The following is a 25,185-nucleotide window of genomic DNA, read 5'->3' as shown; positions in this document are numbered from 1 at the left end:
CAGCCTCCTTTCACTCGCCCGTTACAGATGACTGGATAGAGTGGCTGGAGAGCGAGTTGGGCCCCTGGCCATGTCAGGGAGGGTCCGGCTCGGGCAGAGCACGAGTTGAGAAGCGAGGTCCTGATGCGCGAGCTTCAGAAGACGATTGTTGAAGAGATGGGCGTCAAACCCCAGATCGACGTGGATGAGGAGGTCGAGCGCCGCAGCAGCTTCCTGGCCTCCTATGCCAAGCATGCCGGGGCCAAGGGGTTTGTGCTGGGGATCTCAGGCGGGGTGGACTCCACCCTGGCCGGCTATTTCTGCCAGAAGGCCGCAGAGAAGCTGCGGGCTGAGGGCACCGACGCCCGTTTCCACGCCATGCGGCTGCCGCATGGCATTCAGCAGGACGAGGCTGATGCGCAGAGCGCCCTGGAGTTCATCGGACCTGACCATACTCACACCTTCAACATCGAGAAGGCGGTCACCGGGGTGGATGTGGCGTTCAACGAGGCTTTCGGCAATAGGCTGCAGGATTACCACCGCGGCAATGTGAAGGCCAGGCTTCGGATGACGGCCCAGTATGCGGTGGCCGGCGAGAACAGCGCACTGGTGGTCGGCACCGATCACGGTGCGGAGTCGATCACCGGGTTCTTTACCAAGTTCGGCGACGGCGGGGCGGATATCCTGCCGAACTTCACTCTGAACAAGCGCCAGATCCGCCAGATCCTCAAGCACCTGGGCGCCGAGGAGCGCCTCTGGTCCAAGGCACCCACCGCGGATCTGCTGGATGACAATCCGGGCCAGCTCGATGAGGCTGAGTTGGGCATCACCTACGATCAGATCGACGACTACCTGGAGGGCCGGGACATCGACGACGACGCCGCCGAACGCCTGGAGCAGCACTACCTCCGCACCCGGCACAAGCGCACTGTGCCGGTGACCCTGCTCGATGACTGGTGGCAGAGCAGCTAGAGCCGCTGCTGCGCCGGATTATGGCGCTTTGGGCGGCCCTCACGGCGTCGTGACGGCGAGATTTGGCGGATCAACTGGGTGTGGGGAGCCTGATAGCGTTGTTTGCGTGAAGATCGCTACCTGGAATGTGAACTCGTTGCGTGCCCGGGCTGACCGGGTTGAGGCCTGGCTGGAGAAGTCGGACGTGGACGTTCTGGCTATTCAGGAGACCAAGTGCAAGGACGAGAACTTCCCCTGGGAGGTTTTTGAGCACAACGGGTACGACGTCGCCCACTTCGGGTTCAACCAGTGGAACGGGGTTGCGATCGTCTCCCGGGTGGGGCTCAAGGATGTGGAGCGCACCTTCCCCAACCAGCCGCCCTTCGGCAAGAACGGCAAGGACCCCGTCCAGGAGGCGCGGGCCATCGGCGCCACCTGCTCGGGAGTGCGGATCTGGAGCCTCTATGTGCCCAACGGCCGGGCGCGTGAGGACGAACATATGGTCTATAAGTTGGCCTGGCTGCGCCAGCTGCGGGAGCAGGCAGCAGACTGGCTGGCGGAGGACCCTGAAGCCCAGATTGTGCTGGCCGGGGACTGGAACATTGCTCCGCTGGACACCGATGTGTGGGACATCGAGTTCTTTGAGAAGAACCAGATGACCCATGTGACCCAGCCTGAACGTGATGCCTTCGGCGAGTTCCTCGAGGCAGGCTTCGCTGACATCGTTCGGCCGCATGCTCCGGACCCCGGGATCTATACCTACTGGGACTACACCAGCCTGCGCTTCCAAAAGCGGCAGGGCATGCGTATTGACTTCATGCTCGGCTCAGCTGCGCTGGCGCAGCGGGTGCAGACCGCCTATGTGGATAAGGACGAGCGCCGCGGCAAAGGCGCCTCAGACCATGCTCCAGTAGTAGCAGAACTGGCGGACTGATACCCACCTGCGGACACACCTAGGGGGCCTGACCAGCTGGTCAGACCCCCTTGGCCATGCTGTGCCGTTAGGCCTCAGACCTTTGCGTTCTTGGACAGCAGCACGATCACTTCCAGGCCCAAGCGGGCGAAGATCACCGTGAGTGCCGGAACCACCCAGCCGAAGAGCAGCGGGCGGAGCAGACTCCACACATCGAAGCTGCCGTAGCTGGAGGCCAGTACGATGCCGCTGATGATGCTGCTCAGCCACCAGATGGCCGCCACAGCCAGAATGAGGTAGAAGAACGCTTTGGCGAACTTGTGCACCTGCAGTGCGGAGAAGTCCGGGCTGAAGAGCGCACTGAACACATTGGGCTCAGAGGGAGCCTGCGGCTGCCCCTGGGGCGGCTGCTGGTAGCCGTGCTGGCCCTGATCCCCGTAGCCCGGCTGGGGGTAGCCCTGGGGCGGCTGCTGGTACTGCTGGGACGGGTCCTGGGGCGGCTGCCCGTACTGAGGATTCGGGTCTCCGTTTGGCGGCTGTGCCATGCTCTCCTCCTGCTGTAGGAATGATCCTTTCACTCTTCCTCCATAACCTACCTCAGGATTCCTGAAAGAACACCGAAGGTTCGCTGCTGCCCGCTTGGGAAGACACACGTGGGAGGACCAGAGACCTGCCGGTAGACGATGAGGACTCGGTGGACCATGGGATCGATGCCGGATACGCGAAAACCCCCGAATCTCTTCGGGGGTCTTCAGCAGTGACTCCGGCTTCGTGGCTCCGACCGGCGTCGATCCGGTGACCTTTCGATTTTCAGTCGAACGCTCTACCAACTGAGCTACAGAGCCCGGACAGCAAAACCGGAGTTTGCGACCCTGACGGGACTTGAACCCGCGACCTCCGCCGTGACAGGGCGGCGCGCTAACCAACTGCGCCACAGGGCCTTGATGAAGTTGTCCGTGCCATTTGGCACGATGTGAAACCTTACCAGAGGTTTCCTCTCCTAGCCAATCGCAAGTGACTGACCAGTTGTACCCCCAACGGGATTCGAACCCGTGCCGCCGCCGTGAAAGGGCGGTGTCCTAGGCCGCTAGACGATGGGGGCCAGATCCCAGTTCTGGGAAGACAGATTCCGCTAGGGAACCTGTAAGAGTGTAGTTGCTGCCCCGCGGCCGCGGCAAATTCTGCTTAGCCAGTTCAGTCCGCCGAGCGCAGGGCGCGGCGGCGGCGCTCCAGATCCTTCAGCTCAGACTGCAGCCTGCGGAACTCCTCCGGGGACTCAGCCGGCTCCATCCGCTGAAGCTGCCCCAGCAGATTGGCTTTCTCGTGCTGGATCTTCAGCTCCACCAACCGGTTGAGGATCTCCTGGCAGTACCTGTCCAGATGCTCCTCCGTCCGTGCCGGCAGCGCAGTCACCGCCAGCTCCGAGACGAAGCCCCGCAGCGGTTCTGGCACCTCCTGCCGCACTGACTCCACCCACAGCTTCGGGTCCGAGGCTTCGGCGGCGGCAATGCGGATCCCGTCATGCACTGCCTGATGCGCCGGGGCGGTGAACCGCACCGCAAAGATCTCCTCCCACTGCTCAGCACTGAGCCGCGTGGGATGCTGCAGCACCACCTCCAGCGCCTGCCGCTCCATCATCACCGCCGGATCCCGGGTGTCCGGCCGCTGATACTGCACAGAAGGAACGACGCCGCCTGCCTCGCCGGCATGCCCCGCCCGGCTCTGGTCTGCCGGGCCGGCACCGGGGGGAGCCTGGGCAGGGGCGCCGGCCCGGGGCGTCGTCGTACTCTGCTGCCTGCTGCGGCTGCTGCCAGATTTGCCAGCCGCGGCCACTGCAGCGCTGACCTCCGGGATGTCTGAGCCGAGCCAGCCGGCCAGCTCCCGGGTATAGGCCTCGCGCAGCGAAGAGTCGCGGATCTCGGCCACCACCGGCGCTGCGGCGCGCAGCGCACCCAGCCGGCCCTCGATGGAGCCGAGGTCCCATTCGCGCAGCCGCCGGCGGATCACAAACTCCACCAGCGGGGTCCTGGCCTCTACGATCCCGCGCACCGCCTCATCGCCGCGATGCTGGCGCACATCGCAGGGATCCATCCCCTCAGGCCCCACGGCGATGAAGGTCTGGGCGTTGAACTGGTGGGCCTCGTTGAACGCCTTGACCGCGGCCTGCTGGCCCGCCTCATCGCCATCAAAGGTGAAGACCACCTCGGCCGGGCTGCCGTCATCGGAGAGCAGCCGACGGGCAATCTTGATATGCCCCTCGCCGAAGGCTGTGCCGCAGGTGGCCACCGCAGTGTCCACCCCGGCCAGGTGGCAGGCCATCACATCGGTATAACCCTCCACCACCACCAGCTGGCGCTTCTTGGCGATGTTCCGCTTGGCGTGCTCGATCCCGTAGAGCACCTGGGATTTCTTGTAGATCGGTGTCTCCGGAGAGTTCAAGTACTTGGGCCCCTGGTCATCCTCATAGAGGCGCCGGCCGCCGAAACCCACCGTATTGCCGGTCATATCCCGGATCGGCCAGAGCAGCCGGCCGCGGAACCTGTCATAGATCCCGCGCCGGCCCTCAGAGAACAGGCCGGTGAGTTTGAGCTCATCCTCCCGGAACCCCTTATTGCGCAGATGGCCCAGCAGGTGGTCCCAGCCCTGGGGCGCGTAGCCCACCCCGTAGCTCTCAGCATGCTCCCGGGTGAAGCCGCGGCCGGTGAGGAAGTCCCGGGCGATCTGCGCCTCGGGGATGCTCAGGCAGCGCTGGAAGAACTCATCGGCGATCTTATGAGCATCCAGCAGCCGCTGCCGCCGGCCGGTCTCGGCCTTGTCCGGCCCGGATCCCTCCTCATAGCGCAGCTCGATGCTGTAGCGGGCGGCCAGCTTCTCCACGGTCTCGGCGAAGCTGGTGTGCTCCATGGCCATCAGGAAGGCGATCACATCCCCGGACTCACCGCAGCCGAAGCAGTGGTAGGTGCCCACCCGGGGGCGTACGTTGAAGCTGGGGGAGCGTTCCTCGTGGAAGGGGCAGAGTCCTTTGAAGCTGCCGATCCCGGCCGTCTTCAGAGTGACGTACTGCTCCACCACCTCACGCAGATCGGCACGTTCGCGCACTGCGTCGATGTCCTCGCGCCGGATCAGACCTGCCATAACCTGTGCTCGCTTCCCACCTCACCGCTTCGCGCTGAGCCGGGCCCTGATTGGGCCAGCTCGCTCTCCTACAGGCTACCGCCAGCACGAGGAGATGGGCTCACCCCTGTGGAAAACCCCCTCAGGTGCTCATTCCAGGATGAGGATGAGATCCCCGCCCTCGACCTGTTGGACGCCCTCCACGGCCAGCCGGGCCACGGTGCCCGCGGTGGGGGCAGTGATCCCGGACTCCATCTTCATCGCCTCGATACTGGCCACGGTCTGCCCCGCCTGAACAGTCTCCCCCTGGGCCACCTGCACTGAGACCGCACCGGCGAACGGTGCGGCCACATGGCGGGGATCAGCTGGGTCCGCCTTCTCTGCGGCGGCCACAGTGGACTCTACGGACTCGTCCCGGACCAGCACCTGGCGGGCCTGACCGTTGAGCGTGCACATCACGGTGCGCATGCCCTTCTCATCAGGATCGGAGATGGTCTGCAGGGTCACCAGCAGCCGCACGCCCTTCCCGAGGGAGATCACATGCTCATGACCGGGGGTCAGTCCGTAGAGGTAGTCGCGGGTGTGCAGCACATGAATATCGCCGTAGTTCTCCCGGGCAGCCTCGAAGTCCTTGGTGGGGCCGGGGAAGAGCAGCCGGTTCAGGGCGGCTCGCCGGGTGGCGGAGTCAGCCGACAGTGCCGCGGCGTCGTCCTCTGACAGTTCCTCGACCACCGGTTTTACGGTGCGGCCCTCCAGCGCTTTGGTCCGGAAGGGCTCGGGCCAGCCTCCGGGCGGGTCGCCCAGCTGACCGGCCAGGAACTGGATCACCGAGTCGGGCAGGTCGAACCTCTGCGGATTGGCCTCGAACTCTGATGGATCCGCGCCGGCGCCCACCAGCTGCAGGGCCAGGTCACCCACCACCTTGGAGCTGGGGGTGACTTTGACCAGCCGGCCCAGCATTTTATCGGCGGCGTAGTACATGTCCTCGATCTGCTCGAAACGCTCGCCGAGCCCCAGGGCAATGGCCTGCTGGCGAAGGTTGGAGAGCTGGCCGCCCGGGATCTCGTGCCGGTAGACCCGGCCAGTGGGCCCGGGAAGCCCGGACTCGAATGGGGAGTAGATGCCGCGCACAATCTCCCAGTACGGCTCCAGGGAGGCCACCGCGTCCAGGCCCAGTCCGGTGTCCCGCTCAGTGTTCTCCAGAGCGGCCACCAGGGCGGAGGCCGGCGGTTGAGAGGTGGTGGAGGCCATTGAGGCTGTGGCCACGTCCACGGCGTCCACCCCCGCCTCGGAGGCAGCCAGCAGGGTGGCCAGCTGCCCGCCAGCTGTGTCATGGGTGTGCAGATGCACCGGAAGTTCGAAACGCTCACGCAGCGCGGTGACCAGGATCTTGGCGGCGGGCGGGCGCAGCAGCCCGGCCATGTCTTTGATCGCCAGAACATGCGCCCCGGCGTCCACGAACCGTTGGGCCAGCTTCAGGTAGTACTCCAGGGTGTAGAGGTCCTCAGCCGGATCGGTCAGGTTGCCGGTGTAGCACAGGGCGGCCTCAGCCACCGCGGTGCCGGTGGCCCGGACTGCCTCGATGGCGGGGATGACCTGGTCCGCATCGTTGAGTGCATCGAAGATGCGGAAGATATCCACCCCGGTGGCCGCGGCCTCTTCCACGAAAGCCTGGGTGACCTGCAGCGGATAGGGGGTGTAGCCCACGGTGTTGCGCCCGCGCAGCAGCATCTGCAGTGGAATGTTGGGCATCTCGGCGCGCAGGGCGGCCAACCGTTCCCAGGGGTCCTCGGAGAGGAACCGCAGGGCCACATCGTAGGTGGCCCCGCCCCAGACCTCGGCGGAGAACAGCCCCGGGGTCACATGGGCCACCGCCGGGGCTGCGGCCAGCAGGTCCCGGGTGCGCACCCGGGTGGCCAGCAGCGATTGGTGGGCGTCGCGGAAGGTGGTGTCGGTGACCGCCAGGGCTGTGCTCTGCCGCAGCCGCTTGGCGAAGGCTTCGGGACCCTGCGCCAGCAGCAGATCCCGCCAGCCCGGCGGTTTGGGCTGCTCGGAGGGGCCATCGAAGGGGGAGCGGTCCGGCTCATCGCGCTTATCCCCGGGGAATCTGGGCAGCTTATCCCGCGGATCGATTCCCTCCACCCGGGGCCCATGCGGCTGGTTGACGGTGATATCGGCCAGGTACTGCAGGGCTTTTGAGCCGCGGTCCTGGGACTTATTGGCCCGGGCCAGCTCGGGGTGCTTATCGATGAAGTCAGTGGCGACGTCACCCTCAAGGAACTCCTCGGAGCTGAGCACATTGAGCAGGAACGGAATATTGGTGGCCACCCCGCGGATGCGGAACTCGGCCAGGGCGCGCCGGGCCCGGGAGACCGCGGTGAGGTAGTCACGGCCGCGGCAGGTGAGTTTGACCAGCATGGAGTCGAAATGCGGGCTGATCTCAGCCCCGGTGTATGCCGTGCCGCCGTCAAGCCGGATGCCGGACCCACCGGCGGAGCGGTAGGCGGTGATGGTACCTACATCAGGGCGGAATCCGTTGCTGGGGTCCTCAGTGGTGATCCGGCACTGCATAGCCGAGCCGCGCACCCTCAGCTGGTCCTGGGCGATGCCCAGATCCTCCAGGGTGGCCCCGGCGGCGATCCGCATCTGGGAGGCCACCAGGTCCACATCGGTGATCTCCTCCGTCACCGTGTGCTCCACCTGGATGCGCGGGTTCATCTCGATGAATACGTGCTGGCCGGCGCGCTCGCCGGCAGTCTCCAGCAGGAACTCCACGGTGCCGGCATTGCGGTACTGCATCGCTTGGGCGAAGGCCACCGCGTCACGGTGCAGGGCCTGGCGAACTTCCTCATCCAGATTGGGAGCCGGGGCAATCTCCACCACCTTCTGGTGGCGGCGCTGCAGCGAACAGTCGCGTTCAAACAGGTGCACCACATTGCCCTGGGCATCGGCCAGAATCTGCACCTCGATGTGCCGGGGCCGGATCACCGCCTGCTCAATGAACACTGTGGCATTGCCGAAGGCGGTATCGGCCTCATTCATCGCAGCCTTCAAGGCCTCGGCCAGGTCCTCGCGGCGCTCCACCCGGCGCATACCGCGTCCGCCGCCGCCGGCCACAGCTTTGACAAAGACCGGGAATCCGATCCGCTCAGCCTCTGCTGTCAGCTCCGCCACATCCTGGGAGGGTTCGGAGCTCTCCAGCACCGGGATGCCGGCCGCCTTGGCGGCCCGAAGAGCCTTGACCTTGTCCCCGGTGGACTCCAATACATCGGCCGGCGGGCCCACAAAAGCGATACCGGCCTGCTCGGCTGCCCGAGCCAGGTCAGGGTTCTCGGAGAGGAAGCCGTAGCCGGGGTAGATCGCCTCGGTTCCAGCATGCTGGGCCACCCGGATGATCTCCTCCACATCCAGGTAGGCGCGGACCGGGTGCCCCTCCTGGCCGATCCGGTAGGACTCATCCGCCTTCTGCCGGTGCAGGGAGTTCCGGTCCTCATGGGGATACACGGCCACGGTGCGCGCGCCCAGCTCCACACCGGCGCGCAGGGCCCGGATCGCGATCTCGCCGCGATTGGCCACCAGAATCTTTGCAAACATCATTCATTGCCTTCCTGAGGCTCGCCTAAAGAGCCACCACCCCATTGTGGTGACCGGGGACAACATTACCTGCCCCAGGATTTCCTCCGTGCAACTGCTGTCATCTCCGTAATCTCCCCATTGGGTGCTGCTCGGCTGCCCGCGGCGGTGCTGAGCAAAGGCCGCGATAAGGTGACACTGGTGCCCTGATTCAGCAGCGGTCACCTGTGTCTCGACATCAGATACCTGAGGGGGAACTCCGGCCTTGATTCCACGCGCATTCACGCTGCCGCCTGCTGCTCGGTCAGCTCAGAACGGCAGCAGGATCCAGCGATAGGTCCGGCCATGTCCGTAGATACCATCGAGGCCGGAGAGTCGCAGCGGCGCAGTCTGCGGTTCTGGATCATCGCTGCCATTGTGGTTGCCCTGCTGACGGCACCCAGAGCAGCTGCCGTCACTGAGGCGGTGGCCATTGACCTGAGGCACATCGCAGAGGGCGGCTATTCAGTAAATCCGGTCTGGGTGGATGTCCTGGGACTGCTGATCCGCCTGGTGCTCCATACGGTTCCGTTCTTGGCGAGCGTGACCTTGGCATTGGTGCTGATTCGCAAGAGCCGGAAGGGCCGCCTCAGTTCGAGGGGGCTGCGTTTCTTGAACATCTCCAGCCGCGTTGGAGCCCTAGTCACCGGCGGACTGGCAACGGCCCTGACAGTAGGTGCGGCGGTCTGCGCTGCGGCCGCCCTCTACCTTTTGCTGGGGATCGGAGACCTCCACCTTCAGGAGGAAGCCTGGATGGAGCAGTGGGGGCTGGCTGCAGCCGTACCCATTGACCTGCTGATGGTGGCGTGGACTGTCCCGGGCATAGTGCTTGGAATCGCCGGGCGGGCCACGAATCATCGGCTCAGGAAGCTCGCCACAGCAGCTCTGTGGGTCTGCCTGGCCAGTCTGGTGATGTCCTTTCTGCGTGCCGGAGCCGTGCTGCAGCTGCTGGTGTGGATGTTCTACGGCATTCTCCGCGAGATGGTCGGTGCCGGTTTCGGAGCGTGAACCTGGCGCTGCGGCGTAGGCTTGCCGGGTGGAGTCTGAGGCGACTGCCCCCTGGGGCGCTGAACGAGAGGTGGGGGTAGGCCCGTGGGAAGGGCCGTGGCCCGAGGGTGACCACTACGACCCTGAGCTGCTGGCCCAGGGGGACCGGCGCAATGTGGTGGATAAGTACCGATACTGGAGCCACGCTGCGATTGTGGCGGATCTGGACACGCGGCGGCACGGTTTCCACGTGGCGATCGAGAACTGGCAGCACGACTTCAACATCGGAACTGTGGTGCGCACCGCCAATGCATTCCTGGCCAAAGAGGTGCACATCATCGGTAAGAAGCGGTGGAACCGTCGCGGGGCGATGGTGACCGATAAGTACCAGCACATCCGCCACCACGCCTCAGTCGAGGAGTTCCTGGGCTGGGCAGGCACGGCGGGCGTCGTCGTCCTGGGTGTTGATCTGTTCCCAGACTCAGTGCCACTGGAGACCTATGACCTGCCGCGGAACTGTGTCCTGGTGTTCGGCCAGGAGGGCCCCGGGCTGAGTGAGCAGGTGCGGCAGGCGGCTGAGGCTACCCTGTCGATCGCCCAGTTCGGCTCCACCCGCAGCATCAATGCCGGTGTTGCCGCAGGGATCGCGATGCATGCCTGGATCCGCCAGCACACCCAGGTCTGAAAGCTAGCACCACCGCAGCAGGGGCCGAGGGTCCCCTACCCCTTAAGCCGGCGCATCGTCTGGTGGGAGAGTAGGCGGTTGACGGCCGGCAGCTGCGAGATGGTGCCGATGGCCAGGGCCTCATAGGCCTCACCGTCAGCCACCTGCACCCGGAGGAAGTAGTCGGGCTGCCCGAACATGCGCCGCACTTCGGTCACCTCAGGCACCTGCACCACCGCGGATTCGAAATCCTCAATGGTCACGCTGTTGTTCACCGCAATATCGATGGCCACAATCACCTCGAAGCCGCGCCCGGCGGCCTTGGGGTTCAGCGCGGCGTGATAGCCCTCGATCACCCCTGTGCGTTCCAGTCGCTGCACCCGGCGCAGGCAGGGAGCCGGGGTGAGCCCCACCCGCCTGGCCAGCTCAGTGTTGCTCAGCCGAGCATCTTCGGACAGTTCAGCAATGATCGCTCGATCAAGGTCATCAATCACATAATCATTGCGCATGTGGGGCCTTTCATGGGGTGATCTGGCAATACACTTCGCCCAATATTTCACTAATATTGCGCTGTGAGCAAGACCTACGACGACGCCGGCTCCCGGAGATCACCGAAGTTCACCCCAGCCACCAAAATGGGGTTGTCCATCACCCTGGCAGTGTCCCTGTTCGGAATCTCTTTCGGGGCCCTCGCTGTTGCCTCGGGGCTGAGCTTCTGGCAGACCGTGGCGCTGAGCGCCCTGATGTTCACCGGCGGTTCCCAGTTCGCCTTCATCGGAGTGCTGGCCTCAGGAGGAGCGCCGGCTGCTGCAGTGGCCGGTGCCACGTTGGTAGGCGTGCGCAACAGCGTCTATGCCGTCCAACTCAAGGCCCTGCTCAACCCCCGGGGTTGGAAGAAGTACACTGCCGCGCAGGTCACCATTGATGAGTCCATGGCGGTGGCCACCGCCCAGGAGGCCCCGGCCGAGCAGCACCGGGGGTTCTGGGTCACCGGGATCGGAGTCTATATCGGCTGGAACCTGGCCACCATCTTCGGTGCGCTGCTGGGTGACTACATCACGGAGCCTGAGGCCTTGGGCCTGGACGGCGCGGTGGTTGCTGTCTTCCTCGCTCTGCTCTGGCCCAGGCTGCGCTCCAGGGAACCATGGGCCCTGGCGGTGCTGGTGGCCCTGGTCACCGTGCTGGCGGTGCCGGCGGTCCCACCGGGAATCCCGATAGTGCTGGCCGCCGCCGTGGCCGTGGGCTGGGGCGTGATCTCGCAGGGCCGGGAACGCAGCCGCAGCCCGGAAGGAGGTGCAGTATGAGCCTCTGGACCTGGGTGCTGCTGGCCTGTGCGGCAGCCTATGCCACCAAGCTCATCGGGTACCTGGTGCCTGGACGTTGGTTGGACCATCCGCTGGTCACCCGCATTTCCGGGACTGTGACCGTGGCGCTGCTGGCCGCGCTGGTGGCCATGAACACCTTCTCAGGGGACGGGGGTATCAGCTTTGATGCCCGGCTCGGGGCACTGGCTGCCGCCGCTATCGCCCTGATGCTGCGCGCGCCGTTCATTGTGGTGGTCATCGCTGGGGCGGCCGCAGCCGCCGGACTCCGGCTGCTGGGTCTGCCATAGCCAAGCACCCGTAGCCCATTAATCGTAGGGCTGTTCCCTTTCCGTAGGGTTATCCGCCTACGGTTCCGGGAACAGCCCTACGATTTTCGAAAAAACTTCTGGCGATTTCTACATCTTGTAGAAAAAGGGGGTAAACTGAGAACTGACGAGGACGGTTCCATTGATATAGGGGGTCAGAGTCGTCGTCATCCAATGGTGTTGGGACCCCCGGATTGGGAAGCTATGACCAAGGACGTTCGTACTCAGGTTCCTGCCCCTCAGGGCTCCATCCCCTATTCCAGTGAGAACCGCGCACTGGGTGTGCTAGTTGGCTTTGACGGTTCTCAGCACGCCACGCTTGCCCTGCACTATGCGGCCCGCGCGGCGCAACGGCTGGACGCGCCGCTGACGGTGGTCAGCGCCTACACCGTGCCGGTCGGGGTCTACAGCACTCTGGCGTCGCTGCCGGATATGGACGAGGCTCGGATCAAGAAGCAGATGACCGAAGGCACCCTGGATGGGGCCCGTGAATACCTCAAGGACTACCCCGGGCAGGTCAGCTACCGTGCCGAAGGGGGCGATGCCGCAGGTGTGCTGGTTGAGCTTTCTGAACAGGCGAGACTGGTAGTGGTCGGAGCTCGTGGCCGCGGCGGTTTCCTCGGTCGCCTGCTCGGCTCCGTGGCCAGCGCTCTTCCCGCCCATGCCAAAGCTCCCACTGTGGTGGTGCCCCGGCACTATCGGCTGCCTGAGGCTGAGGGTCCTGAGCGTTTTGCCCCCACCGTCTCCGAACAGCCGGTGGCGGTGGGCATCGACGGCTCGGAGGAGTCACGCATCGCCGCACTGCAGGCTGCCCAAGCAGCTACCGACCGCGGGGTGGCGCTGCGGCTGATCGTGGCCCTGCCGCCCATCGACGGCGCGCTGCTCTGGTACCCGGAGCTGGCCCCGCGCGGAGCCGAGGTCGGCGAGATCCGCAAGCGGGAGCTGAGCAGGACGCTCAGCGCTGAGGCCGAGTGGATCAGCCGGCACTTCCCGGAGCTGACCATCGAGGAGACGGTGGAGGTCGGTGAGCCCACCGGGCTGCTGACTGCCGCCAGCCGTACCTCTCAGCTGACCGTAGTCGGAACCCGCGGCCGCGGCGGAGTGGCCTCCGCCCTGCTCGGCTCGGTCTCCCGCAACGTCCTCTACAACGCAGAGGGCCCGGTGATGGTGGTGCCCAAGCTGGAGGACCCCCGCCTGGAGGACCAGCCGGTCGGCTGGTGAGCCCTTCCCGGCAGCCCAGGGAAGAATCCCGCATGTAGTGAGGAGGCGGCGTCGTCGTTAGGATGGTCACACGACGCCGCCCCGACATTCCCACACCGCAAAAGGAGCACTTCCGTGGCCATTGCAACACCGGAGAAGTACAACCAGATGATCGACGCCGCCAAGTCTGGCGGCTACGCATTCCCCGCTGTGAACGTCACCAGCTCTCAGACGCTCAACGCCGCCATCAGGGGCTTCGCCGACGCCGAGTCCGACGGCATCATCCAGGTCTCCACCGGCGGTGCCGCCTACTGGTCCGGCTCATCTGTGAAGGATATGGTGGCCGGCGCCAAGGGCTTTGCCATCTTCGCCAAGGAGGTCGCCAAGAACTACGGGGTCAACATCGCCCTGCATACCGACCACTGCCCCAAGGACAAGCTGGACGGGTTCGTGCTGCCGCTGCTGGAGGTCTCCGAGGCAGAGGTCAAGGCCGGCCGCGACCCCATCTTCAACTCCCATATGTGGGACGGCTCGGCCGAGACACTGGAGGAGAACCTGCGCATCGCCGCGGAGCTGCTGCCCCGCACCGCCGCCGCCAAGCAGATCCTCGAGGTGGAGATCGGCACTGTGGGCGGTGAGGAGGACGGCGTGGAGAACGAGATCAACGAGAAGCTCTACACCACCGTCGAGGACGCCGTGGCCACCCTGGAGGCCCTGGGACTGGGGGAGAAGGGCCGGTACATCACCGCGCTGACCTTCGGCAATGTGCACGGGGTCTACAAGCCCGGCAACGTCAAGCTGCGCCCGGAGATACTCAAGGACATTCAGGAACAGACCTCCGCAAAATACGGCAAGGACAACCCTTTCGACCTGGTGTTCCACGGCGGGTCCGGCTCCACGGAGCAGGAGATCGCCGATGCCGTCAGCTACGGGGTGATCAAGATGAACATCGACACCGACACCCAGTACGCCTTCACCCGTCCGGTGGCCGGGCACATGTTCACCAACTACAACGGCGTGCTCAAAGTGGACGGCGAGGTCGGCAATAAGAAGACCTATGACCCCCGCGTCTGGGGCAAGGCCGCCGAGGAGAACATGGCCGCCCGTGTTGTTGAGGCCGCCCAGCAGCTGGGCAGTGCCGGGAAGAGCATCGGCTGAAGCCGGGCCGGCAGCCTCACCAGAGGAACAGCTTGAACAAGCTCCTCCTGTTGGACTTCGACGGCACCCTGTGCCTGGGTGATGACCCCGTGCTCGCCTATGCCCGCACTGTGGACTCCGCGCTGCAGCTGAAGGGACTGCATGATGCGCTGCCGCACCCGGTAACCGCGATCGTCACTGAAGCATTCGCGCAGGACACACTCCTGGTGGAGGAAATAGAGTACGACGACGCCGGGGTGCCTCTCGCGGCAAGTTACGAGCGTGATGGGGTGACCCCTTCAGGGACCAGCGCCGCTAAGGCGCATCCCACATCCTGGCCGCTGCAGGACGGCTACCAGCTGGTCCAGCTGCTGGCCGTCCAAGCAGGACTCAGCAACGAGGACGCCGGCCATGCCTTCCGCGCTGCCCGCCGCGAGCTGGTGGGCCGCGGTCTGCAGCACACCGACCTGCACGCACCCGAGGGCGCGGTCGAGCTGCTGGAGGAGCTGCGAGGGTGCCGGTGCGCCATCGTGCTGGTGACGAACTCCCCGGAGGAGGGGTTCGGGGTGTGGCTGCAGGCGTTGGGCCTACAGGGCAGCTTCGACGAAGTGATCAACTCCGCGCAGAAACCCTTCGGAATGCCGGCAGCGGTGCAGCGGGCGCGGCAGGCTGTCTCAGCCTCGGCGCCGGAGCAGAGCATTCTCTCGGTGGGCGATATCTGGGCCAATGACCTCGCTCATGTCGATGAGCTCGGCGGCGAGACCATCCTCATCGATCGATTCGGCACCGGATTGGGAGAGCCTGCCCACCGGGTGCGCAGCTTTGCCGAAGCGACCCCCCTCATCCGGCGCTGGTCAGGCTGGACGCAGTTTAGTTAACCCCGGCCAGGGGTGAAACGTTAACAATAGGTGACAGCTTGGCGAACTGGGTGCTCTCAGGTTGTGGCCAGGTTCGCGGCCCGCTTAGAGTAAATGCCAGACTCGCGGGTTTCTGGCCTGCGGGAGAAGTTGGGCGGGGGCCAACCAGTCTCCGATCAGCAACCGCACCTGCACTTTGATTGGACTTAAGGAAGTTCCCAATATGCGTATGAACACCAAGTCGGCCTTCGCGCTGGCATCTGTTCTGACCCTGACTCTGGCCGCCTGTGCCGGCGACGAGGAGGACGTCACCGGCGATGAGGAGGACGACGACGATACCTCCGAGGTCGAGGAGACTGACAACGGCGGCGAAGACGACGCCGATGAGGACGAGGTCGAAGAGGGCGGGGAGGACGACGCCGAGGCCGGTGAGGCAGACGGTGAGATCACCTCTGTCGACTCCATCACCATCGGACTGGTCCCCTCCAGCGACGCCCCGGAGACTGAGGAAGAGGCAGCCGACGAGCTGGCAGGTCAGCTCTCCGATGCGCTGGGCGGGTTCCCGGTCGAGATCTTCGTTGCTGACAGCTACCTGGCCGTGATCCAGGGTATGCAGTCCGGTGACGTGCAGTTGGTGATGTCCGGCCCGATCGGCCTGATCCAGGCTGAGGAGGAGGCTGACGCTACTCCGATCCTGCAGGCTGTGCGCCGAGGCTCCGAGTTCTACGTGACCCAGTGGTTCACCAATGACCCTGACACCTACTGCATCGAGGGTGACGTCGAGGAGATCGATGGTGCCCTGTTCTGCAACGGCATCACTCCCGACTCCGAGCCCGGCCCGCTGGGCGAGTCCGCACTGGAGCTGATCGAGGACGGCACCGCAGTGGCCTACGTCGAGGAGGGCTCCGCCTCCGGCTTCTACTTCCCGCAGACCCAGCTTGGCGAGCTCGGCATCGAGGTGGATCAGCAGTTCGCCGGCGGTCACGATGCTGCCGTGCAGGCTGTCTACAACGGTGACTTCAGCATCGGCACCTCCTTCGCCGACGCCCGCAGCGATGTGGAGGGTGCTGAGGAGGAGCTGGTGGTCTTCGCCTGGGCCGGCCCGATCCCGAACGACGGCATCGTAGCCTCCTCCGAGTTCACCGACGAGGAACTGCAGACCCTGACCGATGCGTGGCTGAGCTTCGGCAGCGAGGTTGAGGTTGCTGACGAGGACGAGGGCACCGAGGGTGACCCGCTCTACGTCGTCTACGAAATCGAGGGTCTGGTCCCCGCTGACCTCGGGGCACTCGATCTGGCCCGCTCCGTGTACCACAACTTCGGCGACGAGTGATCGACTGACTCCGAAGTCAGCTTGAGCCATTCCAGATGCGCTATCCGGGGTGCAGGCACAGCCACCTGAACGGTGCTGAGCCTGCACCCCGGCCTGCTGAAAGTGACAATTAATTGATTACGTTTGAGAACGTCGATGTGGTCTACCCCAACGGGTTCAAAGGCCTGGACAATATCAACCTGAATATCAGCAAGGGCGAGTTCGTGGCCATTATCGGACTCTCCGGGGCTGGTAAGTCCACCCTCATCCGGGCCGTCAATGGTCTGGTCCCCTACACCGACGGAGCGCTCACGGTCGGTGAGACTCTGGTGGACCCCAGGAATAAGTCCAAACTGCGGAAGCTGCGTTCCAAGGTGGGCATGATTTTCCAGCAGTTCAACAATGTCGGGCGCATCAGCGTTCTCAACAATGTGCTGATCGGCCGCTCTGCGGTCACCCCCACCTGGCGCTCCCTGATCGGCTGGTACGGCGCAGAGGACAAGGAAGTGGCCTTCCAGTCCCTGGAGCGGGTAGGTATCGTGGACAAAGCCTACAACCGAGCCTCGGCCCTCTCCGGCGGCCAGCAGCAGCGGGTGGCCATTGCCCGGGTCCTGGCCCAGGACCCGGAGGTGATCCTGGCCGATGAGCCGGTGGCCTCCTTGGACCCTCCCACTGCGCGCAAGGTGCTCGGCGATCTGCGCCGCATCCAGCAGGATCTCGGCATCACCTGCATCGTCAATATGCACCACCTGGACCTTGCGCGGGACTACGCTGACCGGATCATCGGCATGCGCGCCGGAAAAGTGGTCTTCGACGGTCCTACGGAGGAGGCTACTGACGCGGTGATCGAGGAGGTCTACCAGCGTTCCCTGACCGCTGAGGATATCGCCACCGTCAACGTCCCGGTCAGCCTGGAGGACTTGTCGGAGGACTCCGACGAGGGGACCCTCGAGGGAGCTGCTGCATCCGCTGAGCCGGACAGGAAGCCCTGACGTGACAGCAGTGGCTGAACGTTCCTCCTCTACTGCCGCCCCGGCGCCGGTGAAGCGCCCGGAGCCGCCCAAGCCCCCGCTGCAGAACTACCTGCTTCTGGTGGGCGTGGCCGCCGCGGCCTTCGCCTTCTTCTGGTGGACCCGTGAGGACACCTCAGTGCTCTTTTTGCCGCTGGGCTTCACCACCCTCTGGGCGCCGCAGTGGCCGCTGATCGGCTTCCTGGTGATGCTGGCCGTGGTGGCCTTCTGCTGGTTCACCCGCACTGGTCCGATGGCTGCCTTCGGCGGTCTGAGCGTGGTGGTCCTCAGCTACTGGGCAGGCTCCAACATCTACTTCCTGGACCGGGTCACAGAGGTGCCCTCCAGGCTGACCACCGGAAACACCCGTGACCAGCTGGCCGGCTACTTCAGCCCGGACTGGGGATACCTGCTGTTCAGCAATGTGGCAGGCACCTCCCGGCCCATCTGGGGGGAATGGCTGATCACCCTGTGCATGGCCGTGGTGGCAACGATCGTGGGCTGCTTCATCGGCCTGCTGCTGGCCATGCTCGCCTCACCGGTCTCCAGCTTCAACAAGGGCACCAGCCAGACCATGAAGGCCATCAACTCGGTGGTCCGCTCCATTCCGGATGTGGCCTGGGCCCTGCTCTTCGCCGCCTTCATCGGCAGCACGGCCTACGGGTTCGGAGCCTTGGCGGCGGTGCTGGCCCTGATCATGTTCAATATCGGAATTGTGGCCAAACTACTGGGTGAATCCATTGACGCGGTGAACCTGGGTCCGCTGGAGGCCGCCGACGCCGCAGGTGCCAACCTCATCCAGCGAGACCGGGTGGCAGTGCTGCCGGCCGTGATGCCGAGCTTCGTCTCCTACTCCCTCTATGTCTTTGAGCTGAACATCCGGGCCTCCGCCGCCCTCGGTGTGGTCGGGGTAGCCGGTATCGGCGGGGAGCTCTCCCGCCAGATCGGGCGCATGTCCCAGGGCTACGACAATGTCGGAGCGATCCTGTGGGCCCTGGTGCTCGTGGTGCTCCTGGTCGACCTGCTCTCCATGTGGATCCGGAGGAAACTGCTGTGACTCACGGCTATAAAATCTCTGCCGCCCTCGTCGGGGCAGTGCTGGTCGCAGCGCTGTGCTTCCTGCTGACCTACTCCCCGGCGGCAGAGTCCTCAGATGTCTTCAGCCGCATGATGCTCGGTGCCTCGATCAGCGCCGCCGTGGTGGCCGCAGCACTGGCCGTCTACGGCCTGGCCTATATGGCAACCGGAAAGCAGCGTGCTGAGGCCCAGGAACGCATCGATGACGGTAAGGACGGTTACAGCCCGGACCGCCTGGACATGCGCCCGGTCAAGCCCGCCAAGTTCTGGTACAACATGGCGCTGATCAGCGTGGCTGTCCTGTTCTTCGCCTCCGCAGCGGGTACCGGGATGACCCTGAGTGCCTTCCTGGAGATGCCGGCCCGGATCTGGGATTTCAGCACCCAGATGGCGGCAGGTGTCTTCCAGAACCCAGCCGACGAGGAAGTCCGCGGAGTCTGGGACAGTGCCTTCGAAGCCATGCTGGAATCGGTGGCGATCGCCTGGGTCGGCACCATCGTGGGCGCACTCTTCTCCCTTCCCTGCGGCATTCTGGCAGCGCGGAATATGACTCCGCTGGCCATCTACATCCCGATGCGCTTCATCCTCTCAGTCATCCGCGCGGTGCCCGAGATTGTGTTCGCGGTGGCGATCTTCATCCCTCTGATGGGTGTGGGCCCGGCACATATGGGCGGTGCGATGGCCGGTGCCTTCGCCCTGGGCATCAGCTCCATCGGCACGCTGTCAAAACTGATCTCCGAGGCCATCGAAGGGGTCGACGCCGGCCCGCTGGAAGCCTCCCGCGCCTCAGGGGCCAGCCACCTGCAGCTCATCCGCTGGGCTGTGCTGCCTCAGGTGCTGCCCGAGGTGCTGGCCATCTGGCTCTACCGGTTCGAAGTCAACATCCGCGCCTCAGCCATCCTCGGTGCTCTCGGTGCCGGCGGTATCGGCCGTCTGATCAGCCCGCCCAACGGACTGTTCGGGCGCAGCCCCTACCCCTGGGATGAGATCGGCATCACCCTGTTCGTGATCATTGCCATCACCATCGTGGTCGACCAGATCTCCGGATTCGTCCGCCACCGGGTGATTCATGGCAAGACTGTCCGGCAGAAGAAGCGCAGGAAGAACAACGGCGCGGATCCCAAGGCCGCGGCCGTTCCGGTGTAGGTGCCGGCGGCGGGATACACCGTGAGTTGGCCGGTTGCGGGCTTGGCTCGGGGCCTCACCGGGATAAGCTTGGTGCCATGAGTGTGATCGGCAAGAACCTGATGGAGCCTGAACCGACGCTGCTGCCTGCTGAGCCGGAGGTCGTCGAGTCCCTGGCCGCCGGCGAGGAGCCGGTGGACCTGGCCGCCAAGCACCCCACCTGCTCCCTGGTTTGGGCCCTGTTGGCGGAGGAGGCCCTGGACGCCGGCTACACCGTGGAGGGTTATGCCTACGCCCGGGTGGGCTATCACCGGGGCCTGGACGCCCTGCGCGCCAACGGCTGGCGCGGACAGGGGCCGGTTCCGTGGAGCCACGAGCCCAACCGGGGATTCCTGCGGGCCCTGGCCGCCCTGGGCCAGGCTGCTGCAGCCATCGGTGAGATCAACGAGGTGGACCGCATCGGCAAACTGCTCAACGACTCGGACCCCACCGCCGCCGAACAGATCCGCAGCCTGAGGGGCTGACCGTATCCCACCGTGGCAAAGCTCTACTTCCGCTACGGAGCCATGAACTCCGGCAAGTCCACCGGATTGCTGCAGGCCGCGTTCAACTATGAGGAGCGCAGCCAGCGTGTGCTGCTGGCCAAACCTGCAGTGGATACCAAAGGCGATGACCAGATCATCTCCCGGCTCGGTGTCACCCGCAGCGTGGATTTCCTCATTCCGCCCGGCTCCTCCCTGCGTGAGCTCTTCCGCAGACAGGCCACGGCCGATCCCGCCGGAACCCTGCTGGAGAATCTGGAGAACACCACCGGATCCACCGAGGTCAAGCCGGTCTCCTGCCTACTCATCGACGAGGCCCAGTTCCTCACCCCGCAGCAGGTGGATGACCTGCTGCGCATCGCAGTCCTGGACGATGTTCCGGTGCTGGCCTATGGCATCCGTACCGACTTCCGCACCAGGGCCTTTCCCGGCTCAGCCAGGCTGATGGATCTCGCCCACTCCTTGGAGGAGCTGAAGACCATCTGCCACTGCGGCCGCAAAGCAGTGTTCAACACCCGGCGGCAAGGTGAGTCCATCCTTTTCGACGGCGACCAGGTAGCCATCGACGGTGCCGATGTCTGGTACCAGTCGCTGTGCGCCGCCTGCTACCTCGAAGCCAGTGGAGGCAGGCTCGGCTAACCCACCCAGGCGACCGGGTTTCTGATGCCCTCACCAGTGACGTCGTCGGTGTGCTCGGGCAGTTCAGCTGGTTTCTGCGCTATCCCGTACTGGCGGGCGAAAGCGTCCACATCCTCCACAGTGAGCGGATTCGGCAGCTCACGGTGCGGACCCAGTTCCTTGAAGGCCTCCTGGTACCGGAAGGCCGCCCCGGTGTCAGCAGGATAGGCCTGCTTATCCACGCCGATCACCTCACCCCGGCGGCGGGCCGAGGAGCGCGCCAGCTGTTCCCACTCGGGCACCTCCACCAGCCCAGGGGAGTCAAGCCCGTGGGAGAACAGGCTGATCAGCACCTCATCGTAGGGGTCCGCGACGGTCAGGTACTCGGCGAGCTGTTCGAAGCTGGGCTGCATATGAAACCGGTTCCAGAACGGCACTGAGCCGGTAGCTAAGGTGTACCAGGGATCCAAGTGGTAATAGGTCTGCACCAACAGGCGGGTGTCCGGCCAGCCGAGCTGGCGGTACCAGTGGCGGTAGAGCTCGGCGATGAATGCAGAGGAGTCCTGGGGTTCATTCTGGTACAGGGTACGACGACGCCACCCCGCCTCATCTGCCAGACGGTCCACATCCTGGCCGAATCCAGGGTCGAACCCCCATTCCCCGTCCGGTGTGCGGTCAGTTGGGTCAGGTGCCTGCCATGTGGTGTGCTCCGAGCCCTGAGCTTTGAGGAAGGCCGAGATTCGCGGGCTGCCGGAGTTGTACTCCTCCTCCGGAATGCCGCCCAGGCAGCCGAACTGGAATAGGCTGCGCTCCCGGGTCTGGGTGGAGCGCCAGGTTCGGGTGGAGTCCAGGGTGATGATCACCCCGCCCGGGTCCAACCGATCTCGGAGGAACTGCTCGTAGACCGGCCCCAACGCCTTGCGCTTGAGCCGGAAGAAGGCGGACTGGGCCATCATCGGCCGATCCTGGGCCGGGTCGTGCATGTGATAGACGCCCACCCGCGGGTTATTGGCTGCGATCTGCCGGGCGGCGGGCGCCCAGCGGCGCATCGCCCCGGTGATGTCGTCAGGGCGGGTCTCACCGTCGCGCACCGAGACCAGGGTGGTCTGCGGCAGGAATGGCACGCCCAGTGCGGCGGCCAGGAAGAAGGCAGCCCCGGAGACTGCGCCGGTGAGCACTGCCGGGTAGGTCTGACGGGTGAGGCGGCGTCGTCGTACTCTTTGACCACCCAGCGGTCGATGGCATCCACGTCGATGGCGGGCAGTTTCTTCTCTGGGAGCGCATCGGTGCCGCCGGCGATCTCGTAGAGCTTCTCCCGCACTGAGCGTGGAGGTAGGGCTGCGATCTTGGCCAGCAGGGTGGAGCTGGGACCGGTGCCCATGGCCGGGTGCCCGGAGCCTTTCAGGAAGGCTGAAACCGCCCGGACGGCGTTGACGGAGGACTCAAAGTCGGTGACCGTGCGTGCTCCGCTGAGACTCATTTAGGGCCCCGCTTCCGGCCCAGCACACGGCGGGCGAGACGAGTGCCGCGGGTGAGCGCATAGTAGCCGGCGTACGCCTTGGGGGCGAGAATTTTGGGGGCGTGGCGCAGTGCCGCGCCGGGGATGCGCTGTGCCATCATGTACTCCTTCTGCTGTGCTGCGTATCCACATTCGCTGTTCACCCTAGTCAGAGTGCCTCAACGCTAGCTGGACTGCTGCGTTGATAGACTCAGAGCCGGCCTTTGACCGCATGAGAGGACACCATATGCCAGCCATTGTGATTGTCGGCGCCCAATGGGGCGACGAGGGCAAAGGCAAAGCCACAGACCTGCTCGGCTCCCGAGTCGACTATGTGGTCAAGCCCAATGGCGGCAATAACGCCGGTCATACCGTGGTGGTGGGCGGTGAGAAGTTTGAGCTGAAGCTGCTGCCGGCGGGAATCCTCTCACCCAATGCCACTCCGGTGATTGGCAACGGCGTGGTGGTGAACCTTGAGGCCCTTTTCGAGGAGATCGACGGGCTCGAGGCCCGCGGTGCGGATACCTCCAGGCTGCGGGTCAGTGCGAATGCGCATCTGGTGGCTCCCTACCACCAGACCATGGACAAGGTCACCGAGCGTTTCCTGGGCAAGCGTGCCATCGGCACCACCGGGCGCGGGATCGGCCCCACATATATGGACAAGGTGGGGCGCCTGGGCATTCGGGTCCAGGACATCTTCGACGAGTCCATCCTGCGGCAGAAGATCGAGGGCGCACTGCGGCAGAAGAACGAGCTGCTGGTCAAGCTCTACAACCGGCGGGCGATCACCGTGGAGGAGATCGCCGAGTACTTCCTGAGCTTCTGTGAGCGGCTGCGGCCTATGGTGGTGGACTCCACCCTTCTGCTCAACGAGGCCCTGGATGAGGGCAAGGTCGTGCTTATGGAGGGCGGCCAGGCCACCTACCTGGACGTGGACCACGGCACCTACCCCTTTGTCACCTCCTCCAACCCCACCGCCGGCGGGGCCTCAGTGGGATCAGGGATAGGGCCCACCCGGATCACCCGCTCTATCGGGATCGTCAAGGCCTACACCACCCGTGTGGGTGCCGGGCCCTTCCCCACCGAGCTTGAGGACAAATGGGGCGAGTACCTGCAGAAGACCGGCGGAGAGTTCGGCGTGAACACCGGCCGGCCCCGGCGCTGCGGCTGGTACGACGCAGTGATGGCCCGCTATGCCGCCAGGATCAACGGCTTCACCGACTACTTCCTCACCAAGCTGGATGTGCTCACCGGAATCGAGGAGATCCCCGTCTGCGTGGGATACGACGTGGACGGCACCCTGCATCACCAGATGCCGGTGACCCAGACCGAGTTCCACCACGCCGTGCCAGTCTATGAGACCTTCCCCGGCTGGGAGGAGGACATCACCGGCTGCCGCAGTCTTGAGGACCTTCCGGAGAACGCCCGCGCCTATGTGCTTGCCCTGGAGGAGCTCTCCGGTGCCCCCTTCTCCGCGATCGGGGTGGGGCCGGGCCGCGACCAGGTGATCCAGGTTCGCGACCTGATTTCCTGAGCCGCCCCCACCCCGGCGCTGGGCGGTGACAAAGTCACTTGTTCTCCCAGTTCTCGGCGAACTCCTCCGCCAGGTCCAGGGCGTGGTCATCCCAGAAGTCGCCTACGCCCTGGAAGTACAGGTAGTGGTCGTCCTCGAACAGCACATAGATGGAGCCAAGATCCTCCACCATGTAGGCCTCCACGCCGATGCCGTCCAGCTCAGTGACGGAGAAGGTAGTCGAGTCGCGGTGCATCTCGAAGTACTCCTCGGCGCTGACCAAATCATCACCGGGGGTCACTGAGGCATCGAGCAGGAGGCCCCCGTAGTAGTCAGCCTCCTGCATGTCCCCGCTGTAGTCCTCGGACTCCCAGCGGCAGTAATAGGTGCCGGAGAAGGCGGTCTCCGGGTCAGTTGTGAAGGAATGGTCTCCTCCGGCGAGGTCATCGAGGTGGCTGGTATCGAGCATGTCGCAGACGATCTCCTGGTCCAACTCCAAATCTGAGTCGGCACCCGGAAGAGGATCATCGTCCTCGTCCTCGACATCCTCCTCGTCGTCAAGCGGATCCTCCTGCGCCGGCTCCTCGGGCTCAGTGTCCGCTTCGGGCTCTTCCGGCTCCTCGGCGTCATCCTCCTGTTCAGTCTCAGGCTCTTCGGCCGGCTCATTCTCCGCGGCGGGCTCCTGGCCGAGCTGGCCGGGGGTGCGGTCATCGTCATCGCCGCAGGCGGCCAGGGTAAGGGTGAGTGCGCCGACGCTCAGCAGCGCTGCAAGGCCGCGTGTGCTGTGGGAGGTTGTCATGAGTCCGCCTTCTGAAGTGTCGTTTCCGTTCCCCTCCTATCATTCCCGAGAACCTGGAGAAGACCTGAATATGACCTCGGCGGTGGTGTCGGCTGGGAGCAGGCCCCTAGACAGAGTCTCGCAGCTGACGTTTGGCGGAGATCACCCCGGTGTCGAAACCGCCCAGGTGCAGGTTGCCATGGAACCGGCCGTGCTCAATCTTGATGCACCGGTTCTGCACCGCATTGAGTCCCAGCTCGGTAGCCACCTCCATGGCCTCCTCCGAGTGGATGCCCAGCTGCACCCACAGGGTCTTGGCGCCCACCTCGGCCGCCTCCCGGGCCAGATCCGGCAGGTCAGCCGGCTTGCGGAAAGCCACCACGATATCCGGGGCCTCCGGCAGATCGGCCAAGGAGGCGTAACCCGGCTCGCCCAGCACCGTCCTGCCCACCAGTCGGGGGTTGACGAAGTACTGCCGGTAGCTGGAGTCGGACTTCAGATAGGTGGCCACGAAGTAGCTGGCACGGGAGGGTTTATCACTCATCCCGATGATGGCCACAGATTCTGCGCTGCGCAGCAGCTGCAGCCGCCGGGCCGGGCCGGGCTCCTGCCAGGCTGTTGTGGTCCCAGTGGTCTCAGAAGCGGGTGCGGGCGTCGTCGTCATCGTT

General features: G+C 65.0%; 24 protein-coding genes and 3 tRNA genes. 16 read left to right on the top strand and 11 right to left on the bottom strand.

Annotated elements, in window-relative coordinates:
* Positions 1-123 precede the first annotated feature (123 nt).
* Together nadE and GNZ21_RS08255 are read left to right on the top strand one after the other, a co-directional pair.
* Complete coding sequence (nadE, locus tag GNZ21_RS08260) at positions 124-951, top strand: ammonia-dependent NAD(+) synthetase (RefSeq protein ID WP_157323194.1); 828 nt, start codon at positions 124-126, stop codon at positions 949-951.
* Between the two features lie 106 nt (positions 952-1,057).
* On the top strand, positions 1,058-1,864 hold the full coding sequence (locus GNZ21_RS08255) for an exodeoxyribonuclease III (protein ID WP_188503631.1): 807 nt from the start codon (positions 1,058-1,060) through the stop codon (positions 1,862-1,864).
* 74 nt (positions 1,865-1,938) lie between these two features.
* Here the strand turns inward: GNZ21_RS08255 and GNZ21_RS08250 are convergent, their stop codons facing one another.
* The 6 genes from GNZ21_RS08250 to GNZ21_RS08225 form a co-directional block, all read right to left on the bottom strand.
* Positions 1,939-2,388 carry a DUF4282 domain-containing protein gene (locus GNZ21_RS08250; protein ID WP_157323190.1) on the bottom strand — a complete coding sequence of 150 codons (450 nt, stop codon included), beginning with the start codon at positions 2,386-2,388 and terminating at the stop codon, positions 1,939-1,941.
* A gap of 227 nt (positions 2,389-2,615) precedes the next feature.
* Positions 2,616-2,688, bottom strand: a tRNA-Phe gene (locus GNZ21_RS08245).
* 22 nt (positions 2,689-2,710) lie between these two features.
* Positions 2,711-2,784: transfer RNA gene (locus tag GNZ21_RS08240), tRNA-Asp, on the bottom strand.
* 88 nt (positions 2,785-2,872) lie between these two features.
* Positions 2,873-2,945 (bottom strand) — tRNA-Glu (locus tag GNZ21_RS08235).
* A gap of 92 nt (positions 2,946-3,037) precedes the next feature.
* A complete protein-coding gene (gene dnaG, locus GNZ21_RS08230) occupies positions 3,038-4,978 on the bottom strand; it encodes a DNA primase (RefSeq protein WP_157323188.1) in 1,941 nt (646 codons plus the stop codon).
* Positions 4,979-5,107: 129 nt separating this feature from the next.
* Positions 5,108-8,551, bottom strand: a complete 3,444-nt coding sequence (locus GNZ21_RS08225; RefSeq protein ID WP_157323246.1) for a pyruvate carboxylase — start codon at positions 8,549-8,551, stop codon at positions 5,108-5,110.
* Positions 8,552-8,875: 324 nt separating this feature from the next.
* On the opposite strand from GNZ21_RS08225, the gene GNZ21_RS08220 reads away from it, so the two are divergent.
* Both GNZ21_RS08220 and GNZ21_RS08215 read left to right on the top strand, forming a co-directional pair.
* On the top strand, positions 8,876-9,577 hold the full coding sequence (locus GNZ21_RS08220) for a hypothetical protein (RefSeq protein WP_157323186.1): 702 nt from the start codon (positions 8,876-8,878) through the stop codon (positions 9,575-9,577).
* A gap of 28 nt (positions 9,578-9,605) precedes the next feature.
* Positions 9,606-10,241, top strand: coding sequence for a TrmH family RNA methyltransferase (locus GNZ21_RS08215; RefSeq protein WP_229659487.1), 636 nt, complete (start codon positions 9,606-9,608; stop codon positions 10,239-10,241).
* 35 nt (positions 10,242-10,276) lie between these two features.
* Here the strand turns inward: GNZ21_RS08215 and GNZ21_RS08210 are convergent, their stop codons facing one another.
* A complete protein-coding gene (locus tag GNZ21_RS08210; RefSeq protein WP_157323184.1) occupies positions 10,277-10,729 on the bottom strand; it encodes an Lrp/AsnC family transcriptional regulator in 453 nt (150 codons plus the stop codon).
* A gap of 63 nt (positions 10,730-10,792) precedes the next feature.
* Between GNZ21_RS08210 and GNZ21_RS08205 the strand changes: the two genes are divergently transcribed.
* The 11 genes from GNZ21_RS08205 to GNZ21_RS08155 all read left to right on the top strand — a co-directional run bounded on the left by GNZ21_RS08205 (position 10,793) and on the right by GNZ21_RS08155 (position 20,749).
* Positions 10,793-11,524, top strand: coding sequence for an AzlC family ABC transporter permease (locus GNZ21_RS08205; RefSeq protein WP_308805459.1), 732 nt, complete (start codon positions 10,793-10,795; stop codon positions 11,522-11,524).
* Entirely contained in the window at positions 11,521-11,832 is a 312-nt protein-coding gene (locus GNZ21_RS08200; protein ID WP_157323182.1) for an AzlD domain-containing protein, read from the top strand. The genes GNZ21_RS08205 and GNZ21_RS08200 overlap by 4 nt, the downstream gene beginning before the upstream one ends.
* A gap of 222 nt (positions 11,833-12,054) precedes the next feature.
* Positions 12,055-13,071, top strand: a complete 1,017-nt coding sequence (locus GNZ21_RS08195) for a universal stress protein (RefSeq protein ID WP_157323180.1) — start codon at positions 12,055-12,057, stop codon at positions 13,069-13,071.
* 114 nt (positions 13,072-13,185) lie between these two features.
* Positions 13,186-14,208: a class II fructose-bisphosphate aldolase gene (gene fbaA / locus GNZ21_RS08190; protein ID WP_188503630.1), complete on the top strand. Its 1,023-nt coding sequence runs from the start codon at positions 13,186-13,188 to the stop codon at positions 14,206-14,208.
* A 32-nt stretch (positions 14,209-14,240) separates the two neighbouring features.
* Positions 14,241-15,065, top strand: a complete 825-nt coding sequence (locus tag GNZ21_RS08185) for an HAD family hydrolase (RefSeq protein ID WP_157323178.1) — start codon at positions 14,241-14,243, stop codon at positions 15,063-15,065.
* A gap of 202 nt (positions 15,066-15,267) precedes the next feature.
* Complete coding sequence (locus tag GNZ21_RS08180; protein WP_157323176.1) at positions 15,268-16,377, top strand: PhnD/SsuA/transferrin family substrate-binding protein; 1,110 nt, start codon at positions 15,268-15,270, stop codon at positions 16,375-16,377.
* Positions 16,378-16,490: 113 nt separating this feature from the next.
* Positions 16,491-17,348: a phosphonate ABC transporter ATP-binding protein gene (gene phnC, locus GNZ21_RS08175; protein WP_157323174.1), complete on the top strand. Its 858-nt coding sequence runs from the start codon at positions 16,491-16,493 to the stop codon at positions 17,346-17,348.
* A 1-nt stretch (position 17,349) separates the two neighbouring features.
* Positions 17,350-18,423 carry a PhnE/PtxC family ABC transporter permease gene (locus GNZ21_RS16180; protein ID WP_157323172.1) on the top strand — a complete coding sequence of 358 codons (1,074 nt, stop codon included), beginning with the start codon at positions 17,350-17,352 and terminating at the stop codon, positions 18,421-18,423.
* On the top strand, positions 18,420-19,589 hold the full coding sequence (phnE, locus tag GNZ21_RS08165; RefSeq protein WP_229659486.1) for a phosphonate ABC transporter, permease protein PhnE: 1,170 nt from the start codon (positions 18,420-18,422) through the stop codon (positions 19,587-19,589). The genes GNZ21_RS16180 and phnE overlap by 4 nt, the downstream gene beginning before the upstream one ends.
* Before the next feature lie 77 nt (positions 19,590-19,666).
* Positions 19,667-20,092: a DUF3151 domain-containing protein gene (locus GNZ21_RS08160; protein ID WP_157323170.1), complete on the top strand. Its 426-nt coding sequence runs from the start codon at positions 19,667-19,669 to the stop codon at positions 20,090-20,092.
* A 12-nt stretch (positions 20,093-20,104) separates the two neighbouring features.
* Positions 20,105-20,749 (top strand): thymidine kinase, encoded by a 645-nt coding sequence (locus tag GNZ21_RS08155; RefSeq protein ID WP_188503629.1) that lies wholly within the window; start codon positions 20,105-20,107, stop codon positions 20,747-20,749.
* Here the strand turns inward: GNZ21_RS08155 and GNZ21_RS08150 are convergent.
* Both GNZ21_RS08150 and GNZ21_RS08145 read right to left on the bottom strand, forming a co-directional pair.
* A complete protein-coding gene (locus tag GNZ21_RS08150; RefSeq protein ID WP_157323168.1) occupies positions 20,746-21,906 on the bottom strand; it encodes a hypothetical protein in 1,161 nt (386 codons plus the stop codon). The genes GNZ21_RS08155 and GNZ21_RS08150 overlap by 4 nt on opposite strands.
* Before the next feature lie 298 nt (positions 21,907-22,204).
* Entirely contained in the window at positions 22,205-22,345 is a 141-nt protein-coding gene (locus GNZ21_RS08145; RefSeq protein ID WP_157323166.1) for a hypothetical protein, read from the bottom strand.
* A gap of 128 nt (positions 22,346-22,473) precedes the next feature.
* On the opposite strand from GNZ21_RS08145, the gene GNZ21_RS08140 reads away from it, so the two are divergent.
* Positions 22,474-23,760 carry an adenylosuccinate synthase gene (locus GNZ21_RS08140; protein ID WP_157323164.1) on the top strand — a complete coding sequence of 429 codons (1,287 nt, stop codon included), beginning with the start codon at positions 22,474-22,476 and terminating at the stop codon, positions 23,758-23,760.
* Positions 23,761-23,794: 34 nt separating this feature from the next.
* On the opposite strand, the gene GNZ21_RS08135 is transcribed toward GNZ21_RS08140, so the two are convergent.
* Positions 23,795-24,538, bottom strand: coding sequence for a hypothetical protein (locus GNZ21_RS08135; RefSeq protein ID WP_157323162.1), 744 nt, complete (start codon positions 24,536-24,538; stop codon positions 23,795-23,797).
* 106 nt (positions 24,539-24,644) lie between these two features.
* On the bottom strand, positions 24,645-25,181 hold the full coding sequence (locus tag GNZ21_RS08130) for a CoA-binding protein (protein ID WP_157323160.1): 537 nt from the start codon (positions 25,179-25,181) through the stop codon (positions 24,645-24,647).
* Positions 25,182-25,185 lie beyond the last annotated feature (4 nt).

The organism is Nesterenkonia alkaliphila (assembly GCF_009758175.1).
Classification (GTDB): domain Bacteria; phylum Actinomycetota; class Actinomycetes; order Actinomycetales; family Micrococcaceae; genus Nesterenkonia; species Nesterenkonia alkaliphila.
Note: the sequence above shows the minus strand (reverse complement) of the source record. Positions and strands in the feature narration are given on the sequence as shown.